This window comes from Marcopretia estuarina LEGE 06307 (assembly GCF_056633115.1).
This window is the reverse complement of the sequence record NZ_JBSJOY010000007.1, coordinates 26,547-48,944: the sequence shown is the minus strand read 5'-3', so window position 1 is coordinate 48,944 and position 22,398 is coordinate 26,547. Positions and strand designations below refer to the sequence as shown.

Annotated in this window: 20 protein-coding genes and 1 pseudogene; 4 read left to right on the top strand and 17 right to left on the bottom strand. The window is 65.1% G+C overall.

Annotated elements, in window-relative coordinates; translation table 11 throughout:
* Positions 1–85: 85 nt before the first annotated feature.
* The 10 genes from ACWJI3_RS15170 to ACWJI3_RS15125 form a co-directional block, all read right to left on the bottom strand.
* Positions 86–784, bottom strand: coding sequence for a DUF429 domain-containing protein (locus tag ACWJI3_RS15170; RefSeq protein ID WP_480204098.1), 699 nt, complete (start codon positions 782–784; stop codon positions 86–88).
* Between the two features lie 631 nt (positions 785–1,415).
* Positions 1,416–2,426 (bottom strand): hypothetical protein, encoded by a 1,011-nt coding sequence (locus tag ACWJI3_RS15165; RefSeq protein ID WP_480204097.1) that lies wholly within the window; start codon positions 2,424–2,426, stop codon positions 1,416–1,418.
* 779 nt (positions 2,427–3,205) lie between these two features.
* Complete coding sequence (locus ACWJI3_RS15160; protein WP_480204103.1) at positions 3,206–3,511, bottom strand: polysaccharide biosynthesis/export family protein; 306 nt, start codon at positions 3,509–3,511, stop codon at positions 3,206–3,208.
* A gap of 213 nt (positions 3,512–3,724) precedes the next feature.
* Entirely contained in the window at positions 3,725–3,991 is a 267-nt protein-coding gene (locus ACWJI3_RS15155) for a hypothetical protein (RefSeq protein WP_480204096.1), read from the bottom strand.
* A 210-nt stretch (positions 3,992–4,201) separates the two neighbouring features.
* Positions 4,202–4,930 carry a Bax inhibitor-1/YccA family protein gene (locus ACWJI3_RS15150; RefSeq protein WP_094514645.1) on the bottom strand — a complete coding sequence of 243 codons (729 nt, stop codon included), beginning with the start codon at positions 4,928–4,930 and terminating at the stop codon, positions 4,202–4,204.
* A gap of 111 nt (positions 4,931–5,041) precedes the next feature.
* The gene (locus ACWJI3_RS15145; RefSeq protein WP_480204095.1) at positions 5,042–5,536 is read right to left on the bottom strand and encodes an FUSC family protein; all 495 of its coding nucleotides are present in this window, start codon (positions 5,534–5,536) and stop codon (positions 5,042–5,044) included.
* Positions 5,533–6,564 (bottom strand): PhoH family protein, encoded by a 1,032-nt coding sequence (locus ACWJI3_RS15140; RefSeq protein WP_094514650.1) that lies wholly within the window; start codon positions 6,562–6,564, stop codon positions 5,533–5,535. Before ACWJI3_RS15140 ends, ACWJI3_RS15145 begins: the two co-directional genes overlap by 4 nt.
* Positions 6,565–6,575: 11 nt before the next feature.
* A complete protein-coding gene (rpsP, locus tag ACWJI3_RS15135; protein ID WP_480204102.1) occupies positions 6,576–7,034 on the bottom strand; it encodes a 30S ribosomal protein S16 in 459 nt (152 codons plus the stop codon).
* Positions 7,035–7,110: 76 nt separating this feature from the next.
* Positions 7,111–8,601, bottom strand: coding sequence for a signal recognition particle protein (gene ffh / locus ACWJI3_RS15130; RefSeq protein ID WP_480204094.1), 1,491 nt, complete (start codon positions 8,599–8,601; stop codon positions 7,111–7,113).
* A 125-nt stretch (positions 8,602–8,726) separates the two neighbouring features.
* Positions 8,727–10,781 (bottom strand): IMS domain-containing protein, encoded by a 2,055-nt coding sequence (locus ACWJI3_RS15125; protein WP_480204093.1) that lies wholly within the window; start codon positions 10,779–10,781, stop codon positions 8,727–8,729.
* A gap of 160 nt (positions 10,782–10,941) precedes the next feature.
* Between ACWJI3_RS15125 and pdhA the strand changes: the two genes are divergently transcribed.
* On the top strand, positions 10,942–12,024 hold the full coding sequence (pdhA, locus tag ACWJI3_RS15120; protein WP_480204092.1) for a pyruvate dehydrogenase (acetyl-transferring) E1 component subunit alpha: 1,083 nt from the start codon (positions 10,942–10,944) through the stop codon (positions 12,022–12,024).
* 54 nt (positions 12,025–12,078) lie between these two features.
* On the opposite strand, the gene ACWJI3_RS15115 is transcribed toward pdhA, so the two are convergent.
* From ACWJI3_RS15115 to ACWJI3_RS15105, 3 genes are all read right to left on the bottom strand, one after another.
* Entirely contained in the window at positions 12,079–12,993 is a 915-nt protein-coding gene (locus tag ACWJI3_RS15115; RefSeq protein ID WP_255140401.1) for a histone deacetylase family protein, read from the bottom strand.
* A 10-nt stretch (positions 12,994–13,003) separates the two neighbouring features.
* Positions 13,004–13,933, bottom strand: a complete 930-nt coding sequence (locus ACWJI3_RS15110) for a sigma-70 family RNA polymerase sigma factor (protein WP_480204091.1) — start codon at positions 13,931–13,933, stop codon at positions 13,004–13,006.
* Positions 13,934–14,079: 146 nt separating this feature from the next.
* The gene (locus ACWJI3_RS15105; protein ID WP_480204090.1) at positions 14,080–15,693 is read right to left on the bottom strand and encodes an NAD(P)H-hydrate epimerase; all 1,614 of its coding nucleotides are present in this window, start codon (positions 15,691–15,693) and stop codon (positions 14,080–14,082) included.
* A 206-nt stretch (positions 15,694–15,899) separates the two neighbouring features.
* Here ACWJI3_RS15105 and mnmA point away from each other — a divergent pair, with 206 nt between their 5' ends.
* Positions 15,900–17,012 (top strand): tRNA 2-thiouridine(34) synthase MnmA, encoded by a 1,113-nt coding sequence (gene mnmA, locus ACWJI3_RS15100; RefSeq protein ID WP_480204101.1) that lies wholly within the window; start codon positions 15,900–15,902, stop codon positions 17,010–17,012.
* Here the strand turns inward: mnmA and ACWJI3_RS15095 are convergent.
* The gene (locus ACWJI3_RS15095; protein WP_094514672.1) at positions 17,003–17,266 is read right to left on the bottom strand and encodes a 2Fe-2S iron-sulfur cluster-binding protein; all 264 of its coding nucleotides are present in this window, start codon (positions 17,264–17,266) and stop codon (positions 17,003–17,005) included. The two genes, mnmA and ACWJI3_RS15095, sit on opposite strands and share 10 nt — an antisense overlap.
* A 94-nt stretch (positions 17,267–17,360) precedes the next feature.
* Between ACWJI3_RS15095 and ACWJI3_RS15090 the strand changes: the two are divergent.
* Positions 17,361–17,540, top strand: a pseudogene (locus tag ACWJI3_RS15090) (hypothetical protein); the annotation flags it as partial.
* A 1,290-nt stretch (positions 17,541–18,830) separates the two neighbouring features.
* Here the strand turns inward: ACWJI3_RS15090 and ACWJI3_RS15085 are convergent.
* Complete coding sequence (locus ACWJI3_RS15085) at positions 18,831–19,415, bottom strand: rhodanese-like domain-containing protein (RefSeq protein WP_480204089.1); 585 nt, start codon at positions 19,413–19,415, stop codon at positions 18,831–18,833.
* A gap of 77 nt (positions 19,416–19,492) precedes the next feature.
* Entirely contained in the window at positions 19,493–19,921 is a 429-nt protein-coding gene (locus ACWJI3_RS15080; protein ID WP_255101401.1) for an NUDIX hydrolase, read from the bottom strand.
* A gap of 212 nt (positions 19,922–20,133) precedes the next feature.
* Between ACWJI3_RS15080 and ACWJI3_RS15075 the strand changes: the two genes are divergently transcribed.
* Positions 20,134–21,612: a glycosyl hydrolase family 57 gene (locus tag ACWJI3_RS15075; RefSeq protein WP_480204088.1), complete on the top strand. Its 1,479-nt coding sequence runs from the start codon at positions 20,134–20,136 to the stop codon at positions 21,610–21,612.
* Between the two features lie 29 nt (positions 21,613–21,641).
* Here ACWJI3_RS15075 and ACWJI3_RS15070 read toward each other — a convergent pair whose 3' ends face one another.
* Entirely contained in the window at positions 21,642–22,367 is a 726-nt protein-coding gene (locus tag ACWJI3_RS15070) for a GAF domain-containing protein (protein WP_480204087.1), read from the bottom strand.
* Positions 22,368–22,398: the final 31 nt, after the last annotated feature.

Here is a 22,398-nt window from a genome sequence, read left to right as displayed (position 1 = left end):
GGGGCTTTTTTTTGGCAGGAAGCAGTCAGAGGTGGATGGGGTTAGGCGCAGGTCTTCGGGGTGGTTATGTGGTTGTGGGCCTGGCTCATCCCCAGATCCGCATCGGCAGGCCGGCACTGTCTCTGACGTCAGCGTCACCAAAGGCCACGGCTGACCCGTCGGCGAGACGGCTGGCGGTGTGCAGAGTGGCTAGGGCATCAAGGATGTCGTCGTCGGCCACCTCCCGCTTCAGAAATCGGCTCCGCACGCGGCTGACGGCGCCAGGGAAGCAACCCTCCACCAGGGCGAGCCGCTCGGCGCGGCCGGCAGCCGTCTTCTTGGCATGGAGCATCGGCGTGTCGCCGTTCCAGCGAGCGAAGCACACCTCAGGGTGCGCCTCCACCGTGGCAGCGGCCAGCTGCGCATTCGCCCGCAACACCCCATCGAGCTCGCGGATCTTCGGCAGCAGGAAAAAGCTCTGCTTGCTGAGCTTGCGCCCCTGCGCGGCCAGCGAGAGTTCACAGGCCTGTACGTAGGAGGTGGCCGCGAGCACGGCCCGCACCGGTGCAGGAAACACACTGCTACCCCGCTGGCGCAGGAAGCGCCGTGCCGCCCGGTCGCAGGGACGTGGCCCGTTGTCGCCCAGTCCGATCGGCATATCGATGGCGGTGATGGCTGGTTCAGCCCCCTTGAACAGCTCGACGGCGCTGCGGCAGAGCCGCACCCGCACCAGCCGTTCTTGCTGCCCCAGCTCCACGCACAACCAGCCGGCCCGGCAGCCGTCGACGCCGCGCAGCAGTGTCACCTGGCCTCGAGGACGACCTCTGCATCGCCCTGCGACAGGCGATCCCGGGGGCAGGGCGGCGCCACATTGGCCGTTCCCCTGGCTGTTCCACTGCCTTGATCAAGTCTTGCCCCACGACCTCGCTTCGCCTCGGCCTTGCTTGGGCGTTTCATTGCCGCGGAGCAGGCGGTTGAGGAGCTATTCGCCTGGCACTGAGAACCGCAGTGGTTTCTGAATCTGCGGACGGCGCTCGTTCCGCCCTTGTGGACATCTGCTGATAATGATGTCCTTTGGATCATTGATTGGTTGAAACTCTGGAAAGCCACTCCGACTGCGAAGCAAGGGTCCTGGGATAGCAGGGATGGATGGGTGGGGCTCATGGGCAACAGTTGGCTCGGGTTTGGTGATTTCGAGCAGACCACATCCCGGTGACTCCATCCCCCAACAGCGTGTTGTTTAGCCGCAGGAATGAACAACTTCGTGAGGGATCACCGCTAGGAAAGCACAAGCAGGCTGCCAACTTTTTTCCCGTTGATGACGTGGTGAATGGGTCGAGTTCTGGCGTGGGGTTGGAAACTGCGTGATGGAGCGAAAAGGCGCTGCTGGGAGCTTGTCAGCGGCGGCTTCGCATGGCCACGTGGCGGGCCCCAATTCATTTTGCCAGCCGTTGGCCCTCTGTTGGGAGGGGCGGTGGTATGGGAAAGCTAGTCCCTTGGAGCGGCCTGACAGAGCTGGCCTGGGTCGCTGAGACTGGAGGTGGCAGCCTTGAATCAATCCGGGAATTCACTGCCTTTGGTGGGGATGGCAGCGATTGCAGCAACGGGTGGATGGTTACCAATGCGATGGATAGAGCGCCTTGATTCGGTACAGGCTGTTGTGCTGCCCAGTCTTCAATGTCTTTGATTGCTGCACGACTGTGGGGCGCACGCAGCAAAGTGGCAGTACCGTCGTGGTGGATTACCACAGGCACCTGTTCTATCAGGGTAACTCTGGTTGAGGGAAGATGAACAACTTGTGCAGTGAGTTCGGTGAGTTTCTGTTTGCTGGTAGAAACGAGCTGGTTTACCGCCTGGCGCATGGGCGTGCGCCACTCGGCGGGCAGCGGCGCTAGTGGATCACCGCTGCTTGCCCAGTGTGCACGTTGAGCCCTAGCAAGAACCGGCATCACGACTTCGCGTGAGGCGGCGAGGGTGAGCGGACCGCCCAGCAGATCAGCCTTGCTGAATCCGATCGATACGCCCGGCCGGGGAACTCCAATCTGTTCACGGAGCCCTTCTTCCCTTGCTCTTGAAGACGCAACCAGGACGTTGTCGCTTCGTTCAGATGGCACGGCCGCTGGACTTGAGGATGGATTCTGTCCAAGGCCTTCTTTCGGGCTTGATGACTGAAGGAAAGGGCCCTCCTTTCGATTCGACGCTGGCTCCTTGGGGAGAGAGGAACTGGACGAATTCAGCAGCAGTGCTGACAGCACCGAATCGTCAATAGCCGCAGCATGATCTGCAACGAGCTTGCGCTTTGCGGGTAATGGCCTAGCGGGAACGTCAGCCAATTGGCTCACCCCATGGCGCTCACTGCCATTGATCATGGCCAGGGTGATCCAGACCAACGGGAAGAGCGTAGTGACACAGATGACCCGCAAAGCGGCCATCGCATTGCTTTGCATCATGACCTCTGCGTTACAGACAACCCTAGGTAGGAGACGCTAGATGAGCGCTTGTCAGAACCGTGGGTTGATGTTGTCATTAGAAGAATGAATCACCATGAACTGCCCTCTGGGCAGGCTTGCCTAGTTCCGGATGTCCACCGCGTTGTCTGAGGGGTTTCGATTCTTTACCATGGTGTCACCCTCACGCAAAATTGAGTTGAAGGTAGTGGACACCACACCCATTGGTTGTAGGCGATGGCGGGGGTTTGGCGCTACAGAGTGCTATTGAGGCGGATGAGAATGATCTGAGCGTCGCTCCTCGGTGCACCAGTGCTTAGGTCCCTTTACGATTCGAGTGATGTCCATCAGAGGGTGGTTGCTTCCCCGCAGAGGGACGTACCCCAGAGCTCGGACCGCCAAGCTCACAGTCATGGTGATTGTCTCGGCGAAAAGGTTGCCATCATCAATCTTCGGCTCATCATCCGCTGATGGCGTGAAGATTCGAGCGGTCAGGAAGGTGTTCCGGTAGAACAGAGATTGTCCTGATACTGACTGTTGATGCGTGGGATTTCAACGAAGTTGAGCTTGATAGGCTTGACCCCTGCGCCTATGCTCGGCGTTCTGAGGCTGAGGTGAAAAGCCACCTGGCGCAGATCCGCGCTTCATGGGGTGATGCTGCCGGGCTTCTCAATCGTTGATATCACGAAGGAAAGGCTCGGTTAGTTCATAGTGAGTCATTTTCTTTCGCACCATCTCCCGCTTGGCGCCAATGACCCTGCTTGGATTCGGACTCTCTCCTAACCCCGACGCAAGCACGGGCTTATCCGAACAATTCGCAGCGTGAGCTCGGGCCGCAATAGCACCTGTTTATAGAGTTGGGTTAACCACCTCTCTGCTTGACTCAGAGTGAGGCCGCTGAGCTTGGCTGAACCAATGAGGGCCAGCGAGGCAGTGCCATCGCTGAGTATTTCCAGGCTGCCACCTAGGGGCTGTGCCGAGGAATGGAGCATTCTCAGTTCCAGTACATCCCCAGGGGCGAGGATGTAGCCTTCCACCTGTATGGGCTCGCCGCAGTGTTGCAGGAGCTCCGTTTGAATCTGCATGGCCTGTGTCGCTGATCCTGCAGGCAAGGCTGCTGGAGCCAACAGCACAGAGGCAGCGGCCACCATCAGAAAACGATGAGGCAAGGAACCTGGCTTACGGGAAGGCATGGTGCTGACACATCGCTGGCCTGAGAATGGTTGCTATTCGGAGGCCGATATGCATGGTTAGCAGATGGCTCACTGTTTGATCCGGGAAGCAACCTACACTGTCCCTCATACCTGAAGGTTGCCACAACATGCGATCAGGGAATCAATGCTGGCAAGGTTACGCTCCAGATGGGCGAGCTGCTGCTTGATCGCCTTTTGCATTCTGCTGATGCGAGGGCGCCTCTTCTTGACAACGACAAGACACTTCGGGCTGGCTTTCTGTCGATGTGTGCCTAGCTTCTGGACAAAGGTATTTCTGATTGGCGGATGCATCGCATCAGGTTTCCCCTGCTGCATGACGAGGATCGGATTTCTAGCAGGGTGAGAATTCATCAGATCAGCAAACGGTGTGGATTCTGTGCAGCTAGTTCATGGGATCGGAGCTCATGCTATTGGATTCGCTTGATGCAATGCATACTCGTTCTCGCGCAGAAAATTGCACACCTAGAGGAGGTCTTGGCTCGCCTTGTTGGTTCATCCGGAGCAAGTCAGCATGAAAAAGCCAGGGGTAACCCCCTGGCAGATCACAACACTTTGCAGTGTTCAGTCGCGCCGGCCGCCGCCGTTGAGGGCAATGATCAGGCGCAGAATGAAGATGAACAGGTTGATATAGGTGAGGTACATCCCCAGGGCGCCGGCCAGGTACTGGTCGTCGTTGTAGGTGCGGGGCATCGTGTAGAAGTCGAGGAAGGCGGCTCCCACGAACAGCACGGTGCCGAAGCCGGCGATCAGCAGCTCAAAGCCGTTGCCACCGAAGCCCGGAATGAAGATCCCGCCCACGATCTGCACCACCATGGCGATGATCAGGCCGAGGATGCCAAGGCCCACCACACCGCCCAGGGCCTGGCCCAGGTTGTCGCTCATGCGGCGGCCCACCATTGAGGCCACCACGAAGGTGATGCCGGTGGCCAGGGCGGCCGTGCCGATGGCGCCGATCCCGGCGGTGCCGATGGCCATGGCCACGATGCCGCTGAGCGTGAACCCCGTGATCAGGCTGTAGATCGCCAGGATCGGCAGCGCCGTGCTGTTGTTGCCCTTCATCGCCACGTTCTGGGCGACGAAGAACAGGATGAAGTTGCCGATCAGGGCCACCCAGAACAGGGGCATGAACAGCGGGGTGCCGATCATCGACAGGCCACCCACCACACCCCCGGCGGTGAGCACCATGCCGCCGCCCACATAGGGGAGAGCCTTGTTGACCACATTGGGGCCAACCAAGGCGCTCGACTGGGCCTCACGAATGGCTTGCTGAAAATTGCTGCTGGCCGGCATTGCGCTCCAGTGGAACGAAACTCCATCCATCCTGCCAGCGGGTTTCGGTCATTGGGAGCGTCCACGCCTGCTGAGGGGTGCGGATCTCCCCATGCCGTCTGAACGGTTGCTTCAGTCTTTCTCGACGGGACCTGGCCAGAGCCGGACGCCCAGCATCGCCACGCCCGTGCCGATGCAGGATTCAACGAAGCGCAGTAAGGCGTTCAGGCCCGGGCTCAGCTTCGGATCCAGGCTGCCGGTGACCATGACCACGATCACCGTGATCGCAGCCAGGCGGCCGTGGCTGGGAATGTTGACGACGGCGCAGAGCAGAACCGTGGCGAAGATCGCCAGGGCCAGGCCGAGCGGGTGAAAGGGCAGCAGCGTCAGGTAGATGGCGCTGGTGATCGCGCCGATTGCCGATCCAAGAATGCGCAGGGAGGCGGAGGAGGTCGTTTCCCTGCGGGTGGACTGGGTGACCACGATCGCCGAGATGGCCGACCAGAGGCCGCCGATCTTGGGCAGATAGCCAGGGAACAGGCTGGTGAACCAGAAGCCGAGCACATAGGCCACAAGGGCCGCCAATGCGATTTCGGCGGGAATGCGGAGCCGTTCTCTGCTGTTCATGGTCCCCGGCGGCGTTGCTGGCCGTCGAATCGCTGTTGCGCTGTGGGTGCCGGCCCGTTGGCATCGCGGTTGGCATAGGCGGTCACCAGCCGCTGCACCAGGGGGTGGCGCACCACATCGGCCGCCGTGAGCTCGCAGATCGCCACGCCTTCGACCCCCTGAAGCACTTGGGCCGCCTCGATCAGGCCGCTGAGCTGGCCCGCCGGCAGATCCATCTGGGTGGGATCACCCGTGACCACCATGCGGGAGTTCTCCCCCAGCCGCGTCAGCACCATGCGCATCTGGGCTGTTGTGGTGTTCTGGGCTTCATCGAGGATCACGAAGGCGTCGGCCAGCGTGCGGCCTCGCATGTAGGCCAGCGGAGCCACCTCGATCACCCCTTTTTCCAGCAGCGCGCTGGTGCGTTCCGCCCCCAGCAGGCTGTGCAGCGCGTCGTAGAGGGGACGGAGGTAGGGGTCCACCTTCTGCTGCAGATCGCCGGGGAGGAAGCCCAGCCGTTCGCCTGCTTCCACGGCAGGCCGGGTGAGGATCAGCCGTTCCACCCGCCGCTCAGTCAGCATCCGCACCGCCTGGACGGTGGCCAGGAACGTTTTGCCGGTGCCCGCTGGACCGAGCGCCAAGGTGAGGTCGTGGCGCTCCATCGCCTCGACATAGCTGCGCTGGCGCAGGGTGCGCGGACGCAGCAGCTTGCCGGCCTGGCTGCGGGCCAGCACCACATTGCCCAGGTCGCGATGTTCGGCGCTGCGGCCGGTGTCGAGCGCCACCAGTGCGGTTTGCACATCCACGGCCCCGACGGCTTGGCCCTCTTGCCAGAGGGGCCGCAGCAAATCAACGAGGGCGGCGGCCCGCTCGCGCTGGCTGCTGCGCCCCTGAATCGACAGATCAAGACCCCGCAGCACCATGGAGACGCCGGTGAGCGCCTCGATGTGGTGCAGGGTGGCTTCTGCTTCGCCAGCCAGAGCCAGGGCTGACGATGGATTCGGCAGCGCGATGAGCGTGCGCGAAGAGGAGGTGTCGGCCCCGGTCATGGGGCGCGCCCTCAAGCGGCCGCAGAAGCAGCAGTGGGTTCAGGTTCGGCGGCGGCGGCGGCAGCGGCTTCAGCAGCCTCTGCCGCTTTGGCAGCAGCTTCAGCGGCTTCCTTGGCGGCAGCTTCTGCAGCGGCGGCCTTGGCTTCTGCCGCTTCCTTCTCAACCTGCTTGGCTGCAGCTTCGCGGGCAGCGGCTTGGTTGGCCTTGCCGACGGTTTCGCCCGGACGGATCGTTTTCTCGATCAGGCCGCCTTTTTCCAGCAGCGAACGCACCGTGTCGGTGGGTTGGGCGCCCTGGCCCAGACGCACACGGATCGCTTCGGTGTCGAGGCGGGTTTCTTTCGTGCGGGGGTTGTAGAAGCCCAGTTCCTCCAGCGGCCGCCCATCACGACGTGATGTGCTGTTGGTGGCAACCAAGCGGAAGCTCGCTTCCCGCTTCTTGCCGAACCGCTTCAGGCGGAGCTTGATCATCGTGGCGCAGTCGTGAAGATGGCAGTCCATAACGGTACAACAGCCCTCACAGCCCACAGGCGCGGCTGGCTGCTGCTCACAGCTGGCCGAAGCCTTTGCGCTTTTTCGGCGGCCGGTTGGCTTTGCGCGCCCCCCCAGCAGTGCCCCCACCGGCATCGGCCGGCATCCCTCCGCCCATGCCGGGGAAGCCCCCCATGCCTGGCATGCCGCCCCCCATTCCGGGGAATCCGGGCATGCCGCCGCCCATCCCTGGCATGCCCGGCATGCCTCCGCCGCGGGTCATCTGCTGCATGAAGCCACGCATCTTCTGGAAATCAGCCAGCACCTTGTCGACATCCGCCGGGGTGTGACCGCTGCCTGCGGCGATGCGCCGCCGCCGTGAGGGTTGGGCCGCCAGCAATTGGGGTTGCTTGCGTTCGTCCTCGGTCATTGAGTCGATCATCGCCTCGATCCGCTTGAGCTGGGCCTCGCCCTGCTTGAGCATGCCGTCGTCGATCTTGTTCATTCCCGGGATCAGCTTCATCAGGCCGCCCAGAGATCCCATGCGCTTGATCATGCGCATCTGCTGAACGAAGTCGCTGAAGTCGAAGGAGGCTTCCTGCAGCTTCTTCTGCATACGCTCCACATCGGCGATCTCCACCTCCTTCTGGGCTTTCTCCACCAGGGTGAGCACATCGCCCATACCGAGGATGCGGCTGGCCATCCGCTCCGGGTGGAACGGCTGCAGGGCTTCCACCTTTTCGCCGGTGCCGATGAACTTGATCGGCGCGCCGCTCACCTTGCGGATCGAGAGCGCCGCACCCCCGCGGGAGTCGCCGTCGAGTTTGGTGAGCACGGCTCCGGTGATGCCCACCTGCTCGTGAAAGGCGCGGGTGAGGTCGGCGGCCTCCTGGCCGATCATCGAATCCACCACCAGCAGCACCTCATCGGGCGCTGCCACGGTGCGGATCCGCACCATCTCCTCCATCATCGCGGTGTCGATCTGCAGCCGGCCGGCGGTGTCCACCAGCACGGTGTCGAAGCCTTCGGCACGCGCCTTGGCCACACCGGCGGCAGCGATGTCCTCCGGCCGGGCGTCGGCCCCCAGGCTGAACACCTCCACGCCGATCTGCTTGCCGAGGGTCTGCAGCTGATCGATGGCGGCGGGCCGGTAGACGTCGGCGGCCACCAGCAGCGCGCGCCGGCCCTGTTCCTTGAGGTGGAGGCCCAGCTTGGCGGTGGCGGTGGTCTTGCCCGCCCCCTGCAGACCGGCCATCAGCACCACCGTGGGGGCCTGATCGGCACGGGCCAGCGGTGCGTTCTCCCCGCCCATCACCTCCACCAGTGCCTGATGCACCAGCTGGATGAACTGCTGATCCGGGCTCACCCCCCGCACCACCTCGGCACCGATGGCGCGCTCGCGCACATCGGCGATGAAGCCCTTGACCACATCGAGGCTGACATCGGCCTCCAGCAGGGCCCGGCGCACCTGCTGCAGCGCCCCATCCACGTTGCTCTCGGTGATCTTGTCCTGGCCCCGCAGGCTCTTGACCGCGTCTTCGAAACGCTGGGAAAGTTCGTCGAACATGGGGCGAAGCACCGGCGGATCGTGACCCGATCGTAAAAACATGCCGGCCGGCCTTCCGCCGCTGCTTCGGCGGCGCCGCTTGCACGCCCCCAGCCTCAGCTCAGGCTCAAGGGCTCAGCTGCGGCTCAGGAGAGCGGGCGGAAGCCCACCACCTTCCACACCTCGCCCTCGCGGCCGAAGATGTAGAGGTTGCGAAAGTTGGTGGCAGGGGTGCGATCGACCACCTTGCCCTGGGCGTCGAGCGCCGTGTCGCTGTAGCGGATGTCCACGGCGGCGGCGATCCGGCGGGGGGTGCGGGTGTCGATACGGAGGCCCTGGATCTCGGTCGTCACCTGCTCACGGCTCACGCCCCGGGCACTGTTGCGGCGTAGCTCGGCGGCAAGTTCGCGCACCAGCCTTTCCCGGGCCAGGTCTGCGGGCGGGATGGCGGGGGTTCGGCCATCGAGGGCTGCGGCTTTGGTCTGCAGCCAGGCTTCCAGCAGGGCGCGCAGCTGGCTTTCATCCGGCTCGGCGCTGGTGAGCGGCACTGGGCCAGCCGCCCGGGCTGGCTGGGGCTTGGCCGCGGGGGGGCTCTTGGCGGGGGTGTCTGCTGGCGGGGGGGAGGTGCCGGTGGCGCCCACTCCTTGTTTGGTCTGCTTGTCGGGGCTGGCGGGCGACAAGGGCCGCAGGGCCATCATTCCTGCCAGGCCAGCGGCGACGAAGGCGCTGACCAGAACGGCGGCCGCGGCCATGCGGCCCCAGCCGGGCAGAGCTTTCCAGCCGGCGGCGCCAAGGGGAGCGCGCCTGGGGCGGGGGGCGGCACTGGACCGCGCCGGGGTGGTTGTCGCTGTGCGGAAGGGGTCTGAGCTCTCGAGCGGCAGGCTGGCCGGGTCAGCGGCGGGCTCCAGTGGATCCGGCCAGCGCATCGGGTCTTCAGAAGAAGCTGCCGTGCCACGGGACGCCAGAGGGTCGAGGACCGGAGCTGTGGTGAGCGGAGCAGCAGACATGGCTTCCGTGCCGGCATGGCTCCGGCCCTGCAGCTCCCGGTTCTGGCGCCGGTCGAGCTGCTCCACATAGGCCTGCACGTCGCGATCGGCGAAGTAAGCCTCCAGATCAGGGTCGATTTCGATGTCGCGGTATCCGGCGAGAACATCGCGCCGCAGCCAGTCGCAGCAGTAGGCGCAGAGCTGAGCCAGCGGTTCGCTCCCATGCTCGGCCGCCCAGGCGCGCAGGGCGGGATCAGCGCCCTGGCTGAAGCAGGCCTCCGCCGTAGCCACCCGCCCCAGCAGCAGATGCTGGCAGGCCAGGAAGGGCTGCAGGCCCGGCTGACCGCTGGCCTCCAGCCGCAGCTGGGCGGCGGCGATGCGTTCTGGCTTGCGCTGGGCGAAGCCGGAGGCGGTGAGCGCCAGGCAGGCCAGGAATTCGGCGGTGGCGGAGCCGGGGGTGGTGGCGTTGCCGCTGGCCCAGCGGCTGAACAGGTCGACCTGCTCCTGGACCGTCAGGTAGTGGCGGATCTGCTTGAAGAAGTCCTGGAAGTCTTTCCTGGGTAGGGCTGGATCTCCGTCACCCTCCAGTCCGCCACGCCGCTCCACCAGCATCTCCAGCAGGTTCAGACCTTCGGCGCGCTCGTCGGTGGCGCTCAGATCACGCCGCAGCAGATCGAGCACCCGAAACGGCAGCAGATCGGCCAGGTCGTGTTCCATCTGCCGTTGCTGCTCCGGTTGGCGGCCCGTGCGCCGCATCAAGGTGATGCCCTCCTGAAGCAGCTGGGCCGCCCGCTCGAACTGACGGCGCCCCTGCAGCTCTCTGGCACCCATGCGGCAGGCTTCCCCCGCCAGCAGGGTGAGATCGGCCTCGCGGTGGCTGCCCAGTGCCGGCGCCTGCGGCGGTTGCAGGCAGCGACGGGCTGCATCGAAAGCATCGATGGCCAGCCCCGCTTCCCAGAGCAGCAGCAAGGCCCCCATCTCGCGGGAAGGCGGCACGTCCAGGCCCGGTGTCAGGGCGCCGTCCTCGGTGTCGAGCGCCATGAGCTCGGCTTCGTAGGCCTGGCGTTGCTCCGGATCGCTGAGCAGATCAGCGCTTTCGCGCAGCAGCACGGCACGGGCCTCCAGGGCTGCGGCGGTGAAACCCTGCTCCGGCGGCCGGTCGAGCCGCTGCTGCAAGGTGTGCAAGACCGTCTGGGCATCAGTGGCCGGTCTCACCCCCAGAAGTTGGAAATGGTCGATCGGCAGTTCCAACCCTGGCGACTCGCAATCCCGCGGCACGGGCTTGGCAGGGAGTGTAGGCAGAGGCAACCAATTTGACTCTGCGTGCGGAACAGACCCCGTACAGTCAGCGGTCAGAAGTTCCGCTGTCCCTGCCATGACCCAGGAGATCGCTGTCCCGGCCCCGCCGGCGGCCGAGCCTGTCAGCAGCCATTCGGAAAGGCTCGCGTCCCTTTACACGGCTGGCCCCACATCGGTGAGCCGTGCCGACGGTCTGGTCCTCTACCGGGACATGACCCTGGGTCGACGGTTCGAAGACAAGTGCGCGGAGATGTACTACCGCGGCAAGATGTTCGGCTTCGTGCACCTCTACAACGGCCAGGAGGCCGTGAGCACGGGCGTGATCAAGGCGATGCGTGCCCAGCACGACTGGTTCTGCAGCACCTATCGGGATCACGTTCATGCGCTCAGCTGCGGCGTGCCGGCCCGTGAGGTGATGAGCGAGCTGTTCGGCAAGGCCACCGGCTGCAGCAAGGGCCGAGGTGGCTCCATGCACCTGTTCTCCCGGGAGCATCACCTGCTGGGCGGCTATGCCTTCATCGGCGAGGGCATCCCGGTGGCCCTGGGGGCGGCGTTCACCAGCCGCTACAAGCGCGACGCGCTCGGGGATGCCAGCAGCGATGCGGTCACTGCCGCTTTCTTCGGCGATGGCACCTGCAACAACGGCCAGTTCTTTGAGTGCCTGAACATGGCGGCCCTCTGGAAGCTGCCGATCCTGTTCGTGGTGGAGAACAACAAGTGGGCGATCGGCATGGCCCACGACCGCGCCACCAGCGATCCGGAGATCTGGCGCAAGGCCGCCGCTTTCGGCATGGCTGGCGAGGAAGTCGACGGCATGGATGTGCTGGCGGTTCGCGCTGCGGCTCAGCGGGCGGTGGAGCGGGCCAGGGCGGGCGAAGGCCCCACCCTGCTGGAGTGCCTCACCTACCGCTTCCGCGGCCACTCCCTGGCCGACCCCGACGAGCTCCGCAGCGAGGCGGAGAAGGACTTCTGGGCGCAGCGCGATCCGATCAAGGCCCTCGCCGCCCATCTCACCTCCCACGACCTCGCCAGCGCCGATGAGCTGAAGGAGATCGAGAAGGAGATCGACGCGGAGGTGGCCGATGCGGTCAGCTTCGCCCTCGCGGCGCCCGAGCCCGATCCCGCCGAACTCACCCGCTACATCTGGGCTGAAGACTGAGGCGCTGAGGGCTCGCCAGCCCCAACACAGAGGTGCATTGGCGGCCTGCTGGGCTCACAGCCCGTGCAGGCGGGCCTGCTCAGCAGCGGCGCGGAACACCAGCCCATGGCGCTCCACCAGCTCCGGCAGGCTGTCGTAGCCGCCGCCGATCACGCTGGCCACGGGGACCCCTCGCCTGAGGCAGGCGTCGAACACCAGGCGGTCGCGCTGCAGCAAGCCCTCGCTGCTGAGACAAAGCCTGCCCAGCCGATCGTCGCGGTGCGGGTCCACACCGGCGTTGTAGAGCACGAGATCCGGCCGGAGCCGCTCGAGCAGGACGGGCAGGTGCTCCCCCACCGTCTCCAGGTAGGCCTGATCCTCGAGGCCGTCAGCGAGTGGCAGATCCAGGTCGCTGGCTTGCTTGTGCAGGGGAAAGTTGCTGGCGCAGTGGACCGAGAAGGTGAACACGCGTGGCTCTTCGGCGAACAGCGCCGCCGTGGCATCGCCCTGATGCACGTCCAGATCCACCACCAGCAGCTGACGCACCGCCCCTTCCGCCAGCAGCACCCGGGCAGCGACGGCGTAGTCGTTGAAGATGCAGAAGCCGCTGCCCTGGGCGGCGAAGGCGTGGTGGGTGCCGCCGGCCAGATGGCAGGCCACGCCATGGCGCAGGGCCAGCCGGGCGGTGAGCACGGTGCCTCCTACCGCCAACCAGGTGCGGCGCACCAGTGGTGCCGTGGCCGGCAGGCCGATGCGCCGCTGCTGGGCCGCACTCAGCTGATTGCGGGCAAACGCCTGGTGATACGTGCGGGGATGCACCTGTTCGATCCAGCGACGCGGCGCTGGCAGCGGCTGGTGCAGCTGGCTGTCCCGGGCCAGATCCCGTGCGCGCAGCAGGTCGTGCAGCAGCCGGAATTTGGCCATCGGAAAACGATGGCTGCTCGGCAGCGGCGCGGAGTAGGCCGGGTGGTAAACGAGGGGAGGCCGCAGGGGCTGGCCCTCAGAGGCGGCTGGGCAGCCGGTGGGTGAGGCTGCGTAGCTTGCGCAGCGCCTTCAGTTCCACCTGCCGCACCCGTTCACGGGACACGTCGAGCTGACGGCCGATCTCGGCGAGGGTGTGGCGCTCGTCGCCATTCAGTCCGAACCGGAGTTCGAGCACCTGGCGCTCCTGTTCGGAGAGATGGCTGAGCCAGCGGTTGAGCTGTTCGTGGTGCATGCCACGCTCCACCACATCGAGCGGTTGCTCGTTGGCGGGATCGGCGATCAGATCCCCGAGGAAACTGCGGCCCTCTTCGCCGTTCACGGGCGCATCCAGGCTGGAGGTGGTGAGGGCCTGGCCCAGCAGAGCATCAAGCTCTTCGAGCGGCATCGCCATGGCCTCGGCGATTTCGCGGCGGCTGGGCATGGCGCCGAGCTTGTGGGCCAGATCAAGGCTCACGCGGCGGATGGCGGTGAGCCGTTCGCTGAGATGCACTGGCAGGCGGATCGTGCGCGACTGGCAGGCGATCGCGCGGGTCATGCTCTGGCGGATCCACCAGAAGGCATAGGTGGAGAACTTGTAGCCGCGGGTGGGATCGAACTTCTCCACCGCCCGCTCCAGACCGAGCGAGCCTTCCTGGATCAGATCGAGCAGCTCCAGCCCTTTGCCCTGATATTTCTTGGCCACGCTGACCACGAGCCTCAGGTTGGCTTTCATCATCCGCTGCTTGGAGCGGCGACCGATCCGGATCAGCTGACGTTCCTGGTCGGTGGGGTGGTCGGGCTCACCGGATTGGGTGAGCTGCATCATTGCCTGCACCTGATTGCCCAGTTCGATCTCTTCGGCAGGGGTGAGCAGAGGTTCTCGGCCGATGGAGGTGAGATACCAGCTGATCGGATCCCCACCGCGGCTCCGACTGCTTTTTTCGCCCTGGAGGCTGGAGGCTGTCATGGAGGAGCCTGTGCCCGCTGATTGGCGTCACTATCCGGTCAGTTCTTTAAAAGGGGCTGTGATTTCAGCAACCTTTCAACTTTCTGCGTGCAAAAGGAAACATTGGGCCGGTTTGATTGATCGATTCGTTCATTTGTCGCCTGAATTCAAGCGGCAGATCCCAAGGTGGCGGCCACTTCCTGGGGCGTGGTCTGCCCTGCCCCTCGCTGCCGGGCACAGGTCAGGCCCGCCTCGGCATGCTCCAGCACCGCCGCTGCCAACAGCACCCCGTCCCCGGCGGCGGCGCATGCGCCTCGCCCGGCGGCGTACCCCGCCAGCACATCCCCCAGGCCGGCCCGGGCGGCGGCGGTGGCCGCCTGGAGCACTTGCCAGCGCCGCCCATCGGCAGCGGCCACCACGGTACGGGCCCCCTTGAGGGCCAGGCTCACACCGCACCGCTGGGCGGCGGTGGCGGCGGCCCGCAGCGGCGTTTCACCGGCCAGGTCGGGGAACAGCCGGGCGAACTCGCCCTGGTGGGGCGTGAGCCAGGTGGTTCCGGCCCGGCCCCGCAGCCACTCCTCTGGCGCACCGGCGGCGCCGGCCGCCAGGCGGTTGAGCCCGTCGGCGTCGAGCACCACCAGCCCGGGAAAGCGACCCAGCGCCTCCCAGCCCTTCTCCTCGCCGCCCGCCGTTTCAGCAGAGCCGTGCTCCATCCTCAGGCACGCTTCGCCACCAGCCCCGCTGTCGCCCCAGTGATCGCCTCCGATGCCGGGCCCCACCAGCACAGTGTCCAGCCGCTCCAGCAGCCCGGGATTCGCCAGACCCGCCAATGCCAGCCCGCCGCCGACCCGCTCCTCAAGTGCGGCGCTGATCACGACGTGGGGCTGCACCAGCCAGATCTGCTCCGCCAGGGCGCGGGGCAGGGCTGCCCGCAGGCTGCCGCAGCCGCTGGCACTGGCCCCCAGCAGGCTGAGCTGGCCTGCTCCGGGGTAGGCGGCGCTGCCGCTCACCACCAGCAGGCGCCCTCGGGCGTACTTGCCGGCCGCCTGGGGCCGCTGGGGCCAGGGAGCGGTGGCCCGGTCGCTGCCGAGCAGTGCCAGTGGTTGATCGGCGGGCAGGTCCGCCAGCAGTGCCGCCGGCAGGCCGAGATCGAGGCGCTCCAGCTGGCCCACCCAGGTCAGGGCCGTGTCCTGCACCAGCCCCTGCTTGAGCAAGCCCAGGCAGTACGTGATGGCGGCGCAGGCGGCCACCGGGCCCAGGGGCCGGCCGCTGTCGGCGCAGAGGCCGGTGGGCACATCGATCGCCACCAGCCGACCGCCCATCAGCCGCTGGCGCTGCTCCAGCAGGGTGGCGATGCGGGGCTCCGGCGGCCGGTGCTGGCCGATGCCGAACAGGCCGTCGACCCACAGCTCGGTCGCCGCCGGATCGGGTGGCGCCGCGAGGCGTTCGATGCCCAGCCAGGCCGCATGGCGCAGATGGGCTTCGGTAAGGGGTTTGTGGCGCTCAAACGGGCTCCAGATCCGCACGGCGACACCGGCCAGGTACAGCTCCCGTGCCACCACCAGAGCATCGCCGCCGTTGTGGCCCGGCCCTGCCAGCACGAGCACGCCATCCCGCAGCAGCTCGGGCCGCGCCAGCAGTGCCCGGCTGATCGCCAGGGCGGCTTTCTCCATCAACGCCTCCACCGGCAGCCCGCTGGCGAACAGGCGTTCCTCCAACGCCGCCATCGGCGCGGATTCCACCAGCAGGTGGGCGGCGTCACGGGCGGGCCAACAGCTCATGGCAGCACTCGAAGGGTGGGGCCCAACCGTGCTGGGCGCGTCGCTTCATGATGGAGAGGCCCCGACGCTGCGCACTCGCGACGGCGGCACCGCTCCCCTTGGCCTTTCCTCCCCCCGCCACCTCCGGCGCCCCTGACGGGCCTTCTGCCACCGCAGCCGCTCTTGCTGCCACCCCTGCCGCCCCCGCCGCTGCTGTGATCGGCCGCCTGCGCGGCTGGCCCGGGGAACATCGGGTGGCCGTGGGGCTCTCCGGTGGTGTCGACAGCTCCCTCACCGCGGCGCTGCTTGTGGAGGCCGGCTGGCAGGTGGAGGGGCTCACCCTCTGGTTGATGAGCGGCAAGGGAGCCTGCTGTGCCGAAGGGCTGGTGGACGCGGCCGGGATCTGCGAACAGCTGGCGATTCCGCATCACGTGGTGGATTCGCGCGCCCGCTTTGCGGAGCAGATCGTCGGGTTTCTGGTGGAGGGCTATGCCGCTGGGGTCACGCCCCTGCCCTGCTCCCGCTGCAACCGCGAGGTGAAGTTCTCGCCGATGCTGGAGTGGGCGGAGCGCGAACGCGGCATTGCCCGGATCGCCACCGGCCACTACGCCCGCCTGCGGCACGCTCCCGAACCGAGCGGCCGTACCCAGCTGCTGCGCGGCCTGGATGCGCGCAAGGATCAGAGCTACTTCCTCTACGACCTGCCCCAGCAGGTGCTCAGCCGGCTGGTGTTCCCGCTCGGGGAGCTCACCAAGGCTGACACGCGGCTGGAGGCGGAGCGGTACGGGCTGCGCACGGCCAGGAAGCCTGAATCCCAGGACCTCTGCCTTGCCGATCACCATGGCTCGATGAAGGCGTTTCTGGATGCCTATCTGCCGCCGCGCCAGGGGGAGATTGTGCTGAGCGATGGGCGGGTGCTGGGCCAGCATGACGGCATCGAGCACTTCACCATCGGCCAGCGCAAAGGACTGGGGGTGGCCTGGAGCGAACCGCTGCATGTGGTGCGCCTCGATGCCGCCATGAACCGGGTGGTGGTGGCGCCGCGGGCTGAGGCCGGCCGGGGTGGCTGTGTGGTCGGGGCGATCAACTGGGTGTCAATCGATCCGCCCCAGGCGCCGCTGGATCTGGAGGTGCAGGTGCGCTACCGCAGTGCTCCGGTGGCGGCCCGGCTCACTCCCCTGGCTGCCACCGCCGCCGACACGGCCGCCGGCCGGCCCAGCCGTGCCCGCCTGGAGTTCGCCGAGGAGCAGTTTTCGATCACCCCCGGCCAGGCGGCGGTGTTCTATGCCGGAGAGGTGCTGCTGGGCGGCGGCTTGATTGCCGCAGAAGATCACCAATAGGGATCGACTGCCAGCTCCACCTGCAGGACGCCGTTGCCGCAGGCGTGAACGGTGGCAATGCAGGCCCTCAGCACCTCGCCGTTGACATCGATTTCGCAGGCCCCGCAGCTACCACCCAGACAGCCGGTAGGAATCACCACCCCGGCCGCGGCGGCTGCCTGCAGCCAATCACTGCCCACCGGTGCGCTGGTAGTGCTGCCATCTGGCCACTGAATCGCTACCACGGGCTCTGAATTCGGCGGGGCCTCAGGCATGGCGTGGCGAGGGGGAGGAGGAGCAATCGGGACGTGGATTGCTACAGAGAGACTCAGGAACATCCGCCCCATTCACAGGAGGATGACCCTGTGATTGCAGGTAAGCACTGGGTTCACGGGCGGCAAGCCGCTTGGATTCGGAGACTACGAGCAGATCACTGCAAAGAAGCGCACCTAAGGCGAGACGTTTCTGGCCGACATGGAGCAGGTCGTGCCCTGGCAGGCGCTGATCCATCTGGTTGAGCCCCGCTACCCCAAGAGCGGCATGAAAGGAGGCCGCCGTTTGGCTTTCAGAAGACCCGGCTGCGGGGAATGACCAAGAACAGCTGCAAGGTGAACGTGTTCGCTGCTCAGCGATGCTGTTCTTGGCCCATCATCAGTTGTTGGATAGGACATGACCAGCGAAGGGTGTGCTCCTCTGGACGACAATGGAGAATCGAATCAAGCAGGGTAAATGGCCCCAAAGAGCTGGAATTAGACCGAACCTTGCTGAATCTGAACCGAGAAGGGCCAACGCGAACCTGCTAAGGGCACTTAGGTATCGCTTGCCACTTTTTGACCACAACTTCCCTGATATAGCTCCTTCCTTCTTGATACAGGCGAAGGAGCAGTATTTGAGTCAGCGGTGCAATTGTGGCGATTGCTACTTGCGTGAAGAGCTGTATCAACCTGGCTTTCAAGCCCGGAAAGCCCTAAGATTGGGCTTGCATCAAGTTCCATAGCTTACATCCGCAGGCCATGACTTCAGGAAAACATGGTTCACATTCAAGTGCATCCTCTCTGCATTTTCCTTCATGCCTTTCACTCGTAGACGGCTTTTTTGCAAACTGCCAGCTCGTGTATCAACACAATCAGGACATTGGCGCCCCTGAAGAGGAGGTGATGGCTGTTCCGAGTGAGCTGTCGGCAGAATTCCAAAAACTATCACCTGCGGTCAGGAACTTAGGCAGGGCATTTGAGCTCGGTCTTTTTCATGACTGATGCCATGGTGGCTTCAGTTGACTTGTTGGAAGCCTTGGGGCTGGGGCATTTCGATTCTACCTGAATTCCTTTCAAGTGCCTTTATCTCAACTCGGCTGCACTCGAATATGACTCGATTATGATCAGAAAGGCTCTCAATAGCAGTTCTGTCTGTCAATCCTGATGCCCAGTGCCAGTGCTGGGCCTTCTCTCACTTCTTCCGTTCATTCGATGCATTTTTAGCTGCCATCAGGTTGGCAGTGATCGTTCACGAAGAGCATGGTTTCATTGGGATCGCGAGGCTTGACTTGGACTCTGGCGCTCCCCAGCGCTCGTTGAGTTGGATCGAGAATTCCGAGCAAGTTTCAGCACTGCAGGGTCGACCAGTGCTCTCAAGTAGGCATCATGATCCCGTGGGCACCTTGGGCAATCGAGGAGAAACCACGTCAGCGGCACGCAAGGGTCAGGCTCATGATCCCAGCTTTAGGACACACCAGCCCCATGCATGGCTTGAGCGACACACCCAGTGTTTTGCAGGGGCACCTGCCGCTCCCTCTCCGCCTGGGCAAAAGGGCAGATGCTGTGGTTGCCCTAGACGAGCGCATCAGCGAGTCATCTCATTAGGTAGACCAGGACGCCTAACATCGCCCGGCAGTGCTAGGAATCCGTAGACGACGGGCTCATATCCTCGCGGCAGCAAATTCCAGCCAGCGTCATACACATGCACCCTGCGGGTGGCCTTGCCATCGGCCTCGAACGGCAGGCCCGCATGGGCCCAGGCCAGCGCACTGCCAGCCAGGTTGCGGGCCTCGAACCCTCGCTCTCTGAGCGTTCTGGTGTAATGGCCGCTGCGCACGCCGATGGTGCAATACGGCACTACGAGCCAGGAACGATAGCGGGCGCTGTTGCGCTCGAACTCTTCGCTGGTGATCGCCCCCGGCAACATCGACACGCGCCGTTCGTGCGGTTCGCGCACATCCACCAGCACCGCAGGCCGGTCGTTCGGGCGGGTCACCCATTCGCCCACGGAGATCTCCGGCTGGCCGGGAAACTGCTGCAGCTTCATCTCGTCATAACGGCGCTGCACTTCGGCCGCCAGCTCCTGATCGGCGGAGCTGGAGGTGCCTCTGTCACTGCCTTCATCCGAGCGATGCAGCCACAGGCCCGCCACAGCGGTGACCAGAGCCACAGCCAATGCCGCTCTGGCCCTGGCAGTTTTGGACCACGAAGCACCCACCCAACGCAGCCGCTCAGGGCCAGGTCGCTTCATGGCACCCAGCCCTCCTCCACCAGCTTCTCCACCGCCCGCTGCAGCGAGGGGGCCAGCGGGCGCGTTTCCCTGCGGCGGGGGCTCCAGATCGAACCGGTGCGCAGCTCCTCCAGGGACGCCAGCGTCAGATCCTGCCCCTCACGCAGATCGAGCGCATCCAGGGGCAGCGTGATGGTGGTGCGGAAGAAGTGGGCGTCGCGTTGTGGGTTGCGGTGCAGAAACCAGAAAGCGAGGTCTTGCGCCTCCCAGCGGATCTCCTCGCGCAATTCGCGCCGCAGGGCCTGCTCCGGGGTTTCACCCGGATCCAGGTGGCCGCCGAACAATCCCCAGGTGCCGGGGTACACGATGCCCTCGATGTCGTCGCGCAGCTGCAGCAGCCAGCGGCCCTGCTGCTCCGCCATCGCCAGGGCCACCTCCACGCTCATCGCTATTGCCGGCCGCAGACGGATCCAGCTTGGCGCGGGGGGACGAGGAACCAGCTGGCGACCGACCAGTGCGTGAGCAGGGGAAGAACAGCGCAAGACCAGCGGAAGGACAGCGGATGGACATCGGATGGACAGTGCCCGACCAATCCGTGAGCCATCCGGGGCCAGCCCGGGCCGCCGCGACGATGATGACCCTGCCGGCAGCCATCACAATGAGCCACCCAACCCTGCCGCCGATCGCCGGCTCAGAAGCCGAGATCCTTGCCCTGGTGCAGGATTCCGGCCCGGTGTTCCTGCCACGCAGCAACCTGAACCTGGGGCAGATCCGCTCAGGCTTCGCCTGCGCCTTGCACATGCACCAACCCACGATTCCAGCGGGTACCGGTGGTGAGCTGATCTCCCACCTTCAATACATGCTGGAGCATCCGGGCGAAGGCGATAACCACAACGCCGAACCCTTTGCCCACTGCTACAGGCGTCTGGCAGACATCCTCCCCCAGCTGATTGCAGAGGGCTGCAACCCACGGATCATGTTGGATTATTCCGGCAATCTGCTCTGGGGCCTGGGTCAGATGGGCCGCGTCGATGTGATCGAGGCGCTGCAGAAGCTCGCCTGCGACCCCAGCCTCCAGCCCCATGTGGAGTGGCTCGGCACCTTCTGGAGCCACGCAGTGGCGCCCTCCACCCCGATTCCCGATCTCAGGCTGCAGATCCTCGCCTGGCAGCACCAGTTCAAGGCCCTGTTCGGCCCTGAGGCACTGCAGCGGGTGAAGGGATTCTCCCCACCGGAGATGCACCTGCCCAACCATCCCGACACCCTCTATGAGCTGGTGAAGGCGCTCAAGGAATGCGGCTACCGCTGGCTACTGGTGCAGGAGCACAGCGTGGAACGGCGTGATGGCAGCGGCCTGAGCCAGGAGCAGAAGGTGCTTCCCAATCTGCTGGTGGCGCGCAACTCCAGCGGGGAGGAACTGTCGATCACGGCATTGATCAAAACCCAGGGCTCCGACACGAAGCTGGTGGGTCAGATGCAGCCCTGCTATGAAGCGATGGGGCTGGGCCGGCAGGTGCTGGGAGGCAGCACGGTGCCGTCGTTGGTGTCACAGATCGCCGATGGCGAGAACGGTGGCGTGATGATGAATGAGTTTCCGCCCGCCTTCCTTCAGGCCCACCGCACCATCAGTGCCAAGGGCAGCGAGGCGGACACGGTGGCCATCAACGGCACGGAATACCTGGAGTTGCTGGAGGCGGCTGGGGTGACCTCCGAGCAGTTCCCCCAGATTCAGGCGGTGCAGCAGCACAAGCTCTGGCAACAGCTGAGCGGCCCGCCCAGCCCTGCTGCCACTGAAGCTGCGATCGCCGAGCTCCAGGCCCGGGATTCCTCCTTTTCGATGGCCGGCGCCTCCTGGACCAACAACCTCAGCTGGGTGGAGGGCTACGCCAATGTGCTCGAACCAATGACCAGCCTGAGCGCTCAGTTCCACCAGCTGTTTGCCCCTCAACTGGCGAGGGATCCCGGTGTCACCGCCACCGAGCCTTACCAGCAGGCCCTGCTGCACCTGTTGTTGCTGGAAACCAGCTGCTTCCGCTACTGGGGCCAAGGCACCTGGACCGACTACGCCAGCGAGATTCACAGGCGCGGCCTTGCCCAGCTGGAGCTCGCAGCCGCCGGCGCCCTACAGGTTGTCTAGACCGCGCCGCAGGTTCGGCTCACCCACAGTCAGCTTTCCGGTGCATCCCCGGCAGGATCCCCCGGGATGGGCTCCACTTCTGGGAAGAAGCGGGCCATGCAGGCGTTGCAGACACCGTGGGAGAACTCCACGTTGTCGTGGCTCTTGATGAAGGCCTCCACGCTCTGCCAGTAGCCGCTGTCGTTGCGGATGCCCTTGCAGTAGGAGCAGATCGGAATCAGCTCCTCCATCACATTGATGCGCTCGAGGGCAGCCGCAAGCTGATCGGACACCCGCTTGAGCTCCAGCTGCAGCACCACCTGATGGGCCAGTACTTCAAGCGAGTGCACCTGCGCGGCGCTGAGTTCACGGGGTTGGCGGTCGATCACGCAGAGGGTGCCGATCTTGGCGCCTTCCGGTGTGCTCAGCGGTACCCCCATGTAAAATACGATGTTCGGCTCGCTGCACACCAGTGGGTTATCACGGAAGCGCTCATCTTCGCGGGCATCGCGCACGACGAGGGTTTGCTCGCCGAGAATGGCGTGCGCGCAGAACGACACATCACGGCTCGTTTCGCTTACCTCCAGGCCCACCTTGGATTTGAACCACTGGCGTTCCTCATCCACCAGGCTGATCAACGCGATCGGCACGTCGCAAAGCTGGGCGGCGAGGTAGGTGATGGCGTCGTACGACGATTCAGCCTCCGTATCCAGGATGCGGTAGTTCTTCAAGGCCTCCAGGCGGGCTGCTTCGCGGGGAGCCGTATTCGCGCGCATGGAAAGCCTGATCACCACTGCAAACGTAGGG

What these genes read in the sequence shown, in the direction of transcription:
- ACWJI3_RS15075 (WP_480204088.1), top strand. Translation starts at nt 20,134, where the DNA reads ATGAGCCACCCAACCCTGCCGCCGATCGCCGGCTCAGAAGCCGAGATC.
- ACWJI3_RS15155 (WP_480204096.1), bottom strand. Translation starts at nt 3,991, where the DNA reads ATGAATTCTCACCCTGCTAGAAATCCGATCCTCGTCATGCAGCAGGGG.
- ACWJI3_RS15095 (WP_094514672.1), bottom strand. Translation starts at nt 17,266, where the DNA reads ATGCCTGAGGCCCCGCCGAATTCAGAGCCCGTGGTAGCGATTCAGTGG.
- ACWJI3_RS15080 (WP_255101401.1), bottom strand. Translation starts at nt 19,921, where the DNA reads ATGAGCGTGGAGGTGGCCCTGGCGATGGCGGAGCAGCAGGGCCGCTGG.
- ACWJI3_RS15165 (WP_480204097.1), bottom strand. Translation starts at nt 2,426, where the DNA reads ATGCAAAGCAATGCGATGGCCGCTTTGCGGGTCATCTGTGTCACTACG.
- ACWJI3_RS15140 (WP_094514650.1), bottom strand. Translation starts at nt 6,564, where the DNA reads ATGACCGGGGCCGACACCTCCTCTTCGCGCACGCTCATCGCGCTGCCG.
- ACWJI3_RS15070 (WP_480204087.1), bottom strand. Translation starts at nt 22,367, where the DNA reads ATGCGCGCGAATACGGCTCCCCGCGAAGCAGCCCGCCTGGAGGCCTTG.
- ACWJI3_RS15145 (WP_480204095.1), bottom strand. Translation starts at nt 5,536, where the DNA reads ATGAACAGCAGAGAACGGCTCCGCATTCCCGCCGAAATCGCATTGGCG.
- rpsP (WP_480204102.1), bottom strand. Translation starts at nt 7,034, where the DNA reads ATGATCAAGCTCCGCCTGAAGCGGTTCGGCAAGAAGCGGGAAGCGAGC.
- pdhA (WP_480204092.1), top strand. Translation starts at nt 10,942, where the DNA reads ATGACCCAGGAGATCGCTGTCCCGGCCCCGCCGGCGGCCGAGCCTGTC.
- ACWJI3_RS15160 (WP_480204103.1), bottom strand. Translation starts at nt 3,511, where the DNA reads ATGCAGATTCAAACGGAGCTCCTGCAACACTGCGGCGAGCCCATACAG.
- ACWJI3_RS15150 (WP_094514645.1), bottom strand. Translation starts at nt 4,930, where the DNA reads ATGCCGGCCAGCAGCAATTTTCAGCAAGCCATTCGTGAGGCCCAGTCG.
- ffh (WP_480204094.1), bottom strand. Translation starts at nt 8,601, where the DNA reads ATGTTCGACGAACTTTCCCAGCGTTTCGAAGACGCGGTCAAGAGCCTG.
- ACWJI3_RS15110 (WP_480204091.1), bottom strand. Translation starts at nt 13,933, where the DNA reads ATGACAGCCTCCAGCCTCCAGGGCGAAAAAAGCAGTCGGAGCCGCGGT.
- ACWJI3_RS15105 (WP_480204090.1), bottom strand. Translation starts at nt 15,693, where the DNA reads ATGAGCTGTTGGCCCGCCCGTGACGCCGCCCACCTGCTGGTGGAATCC.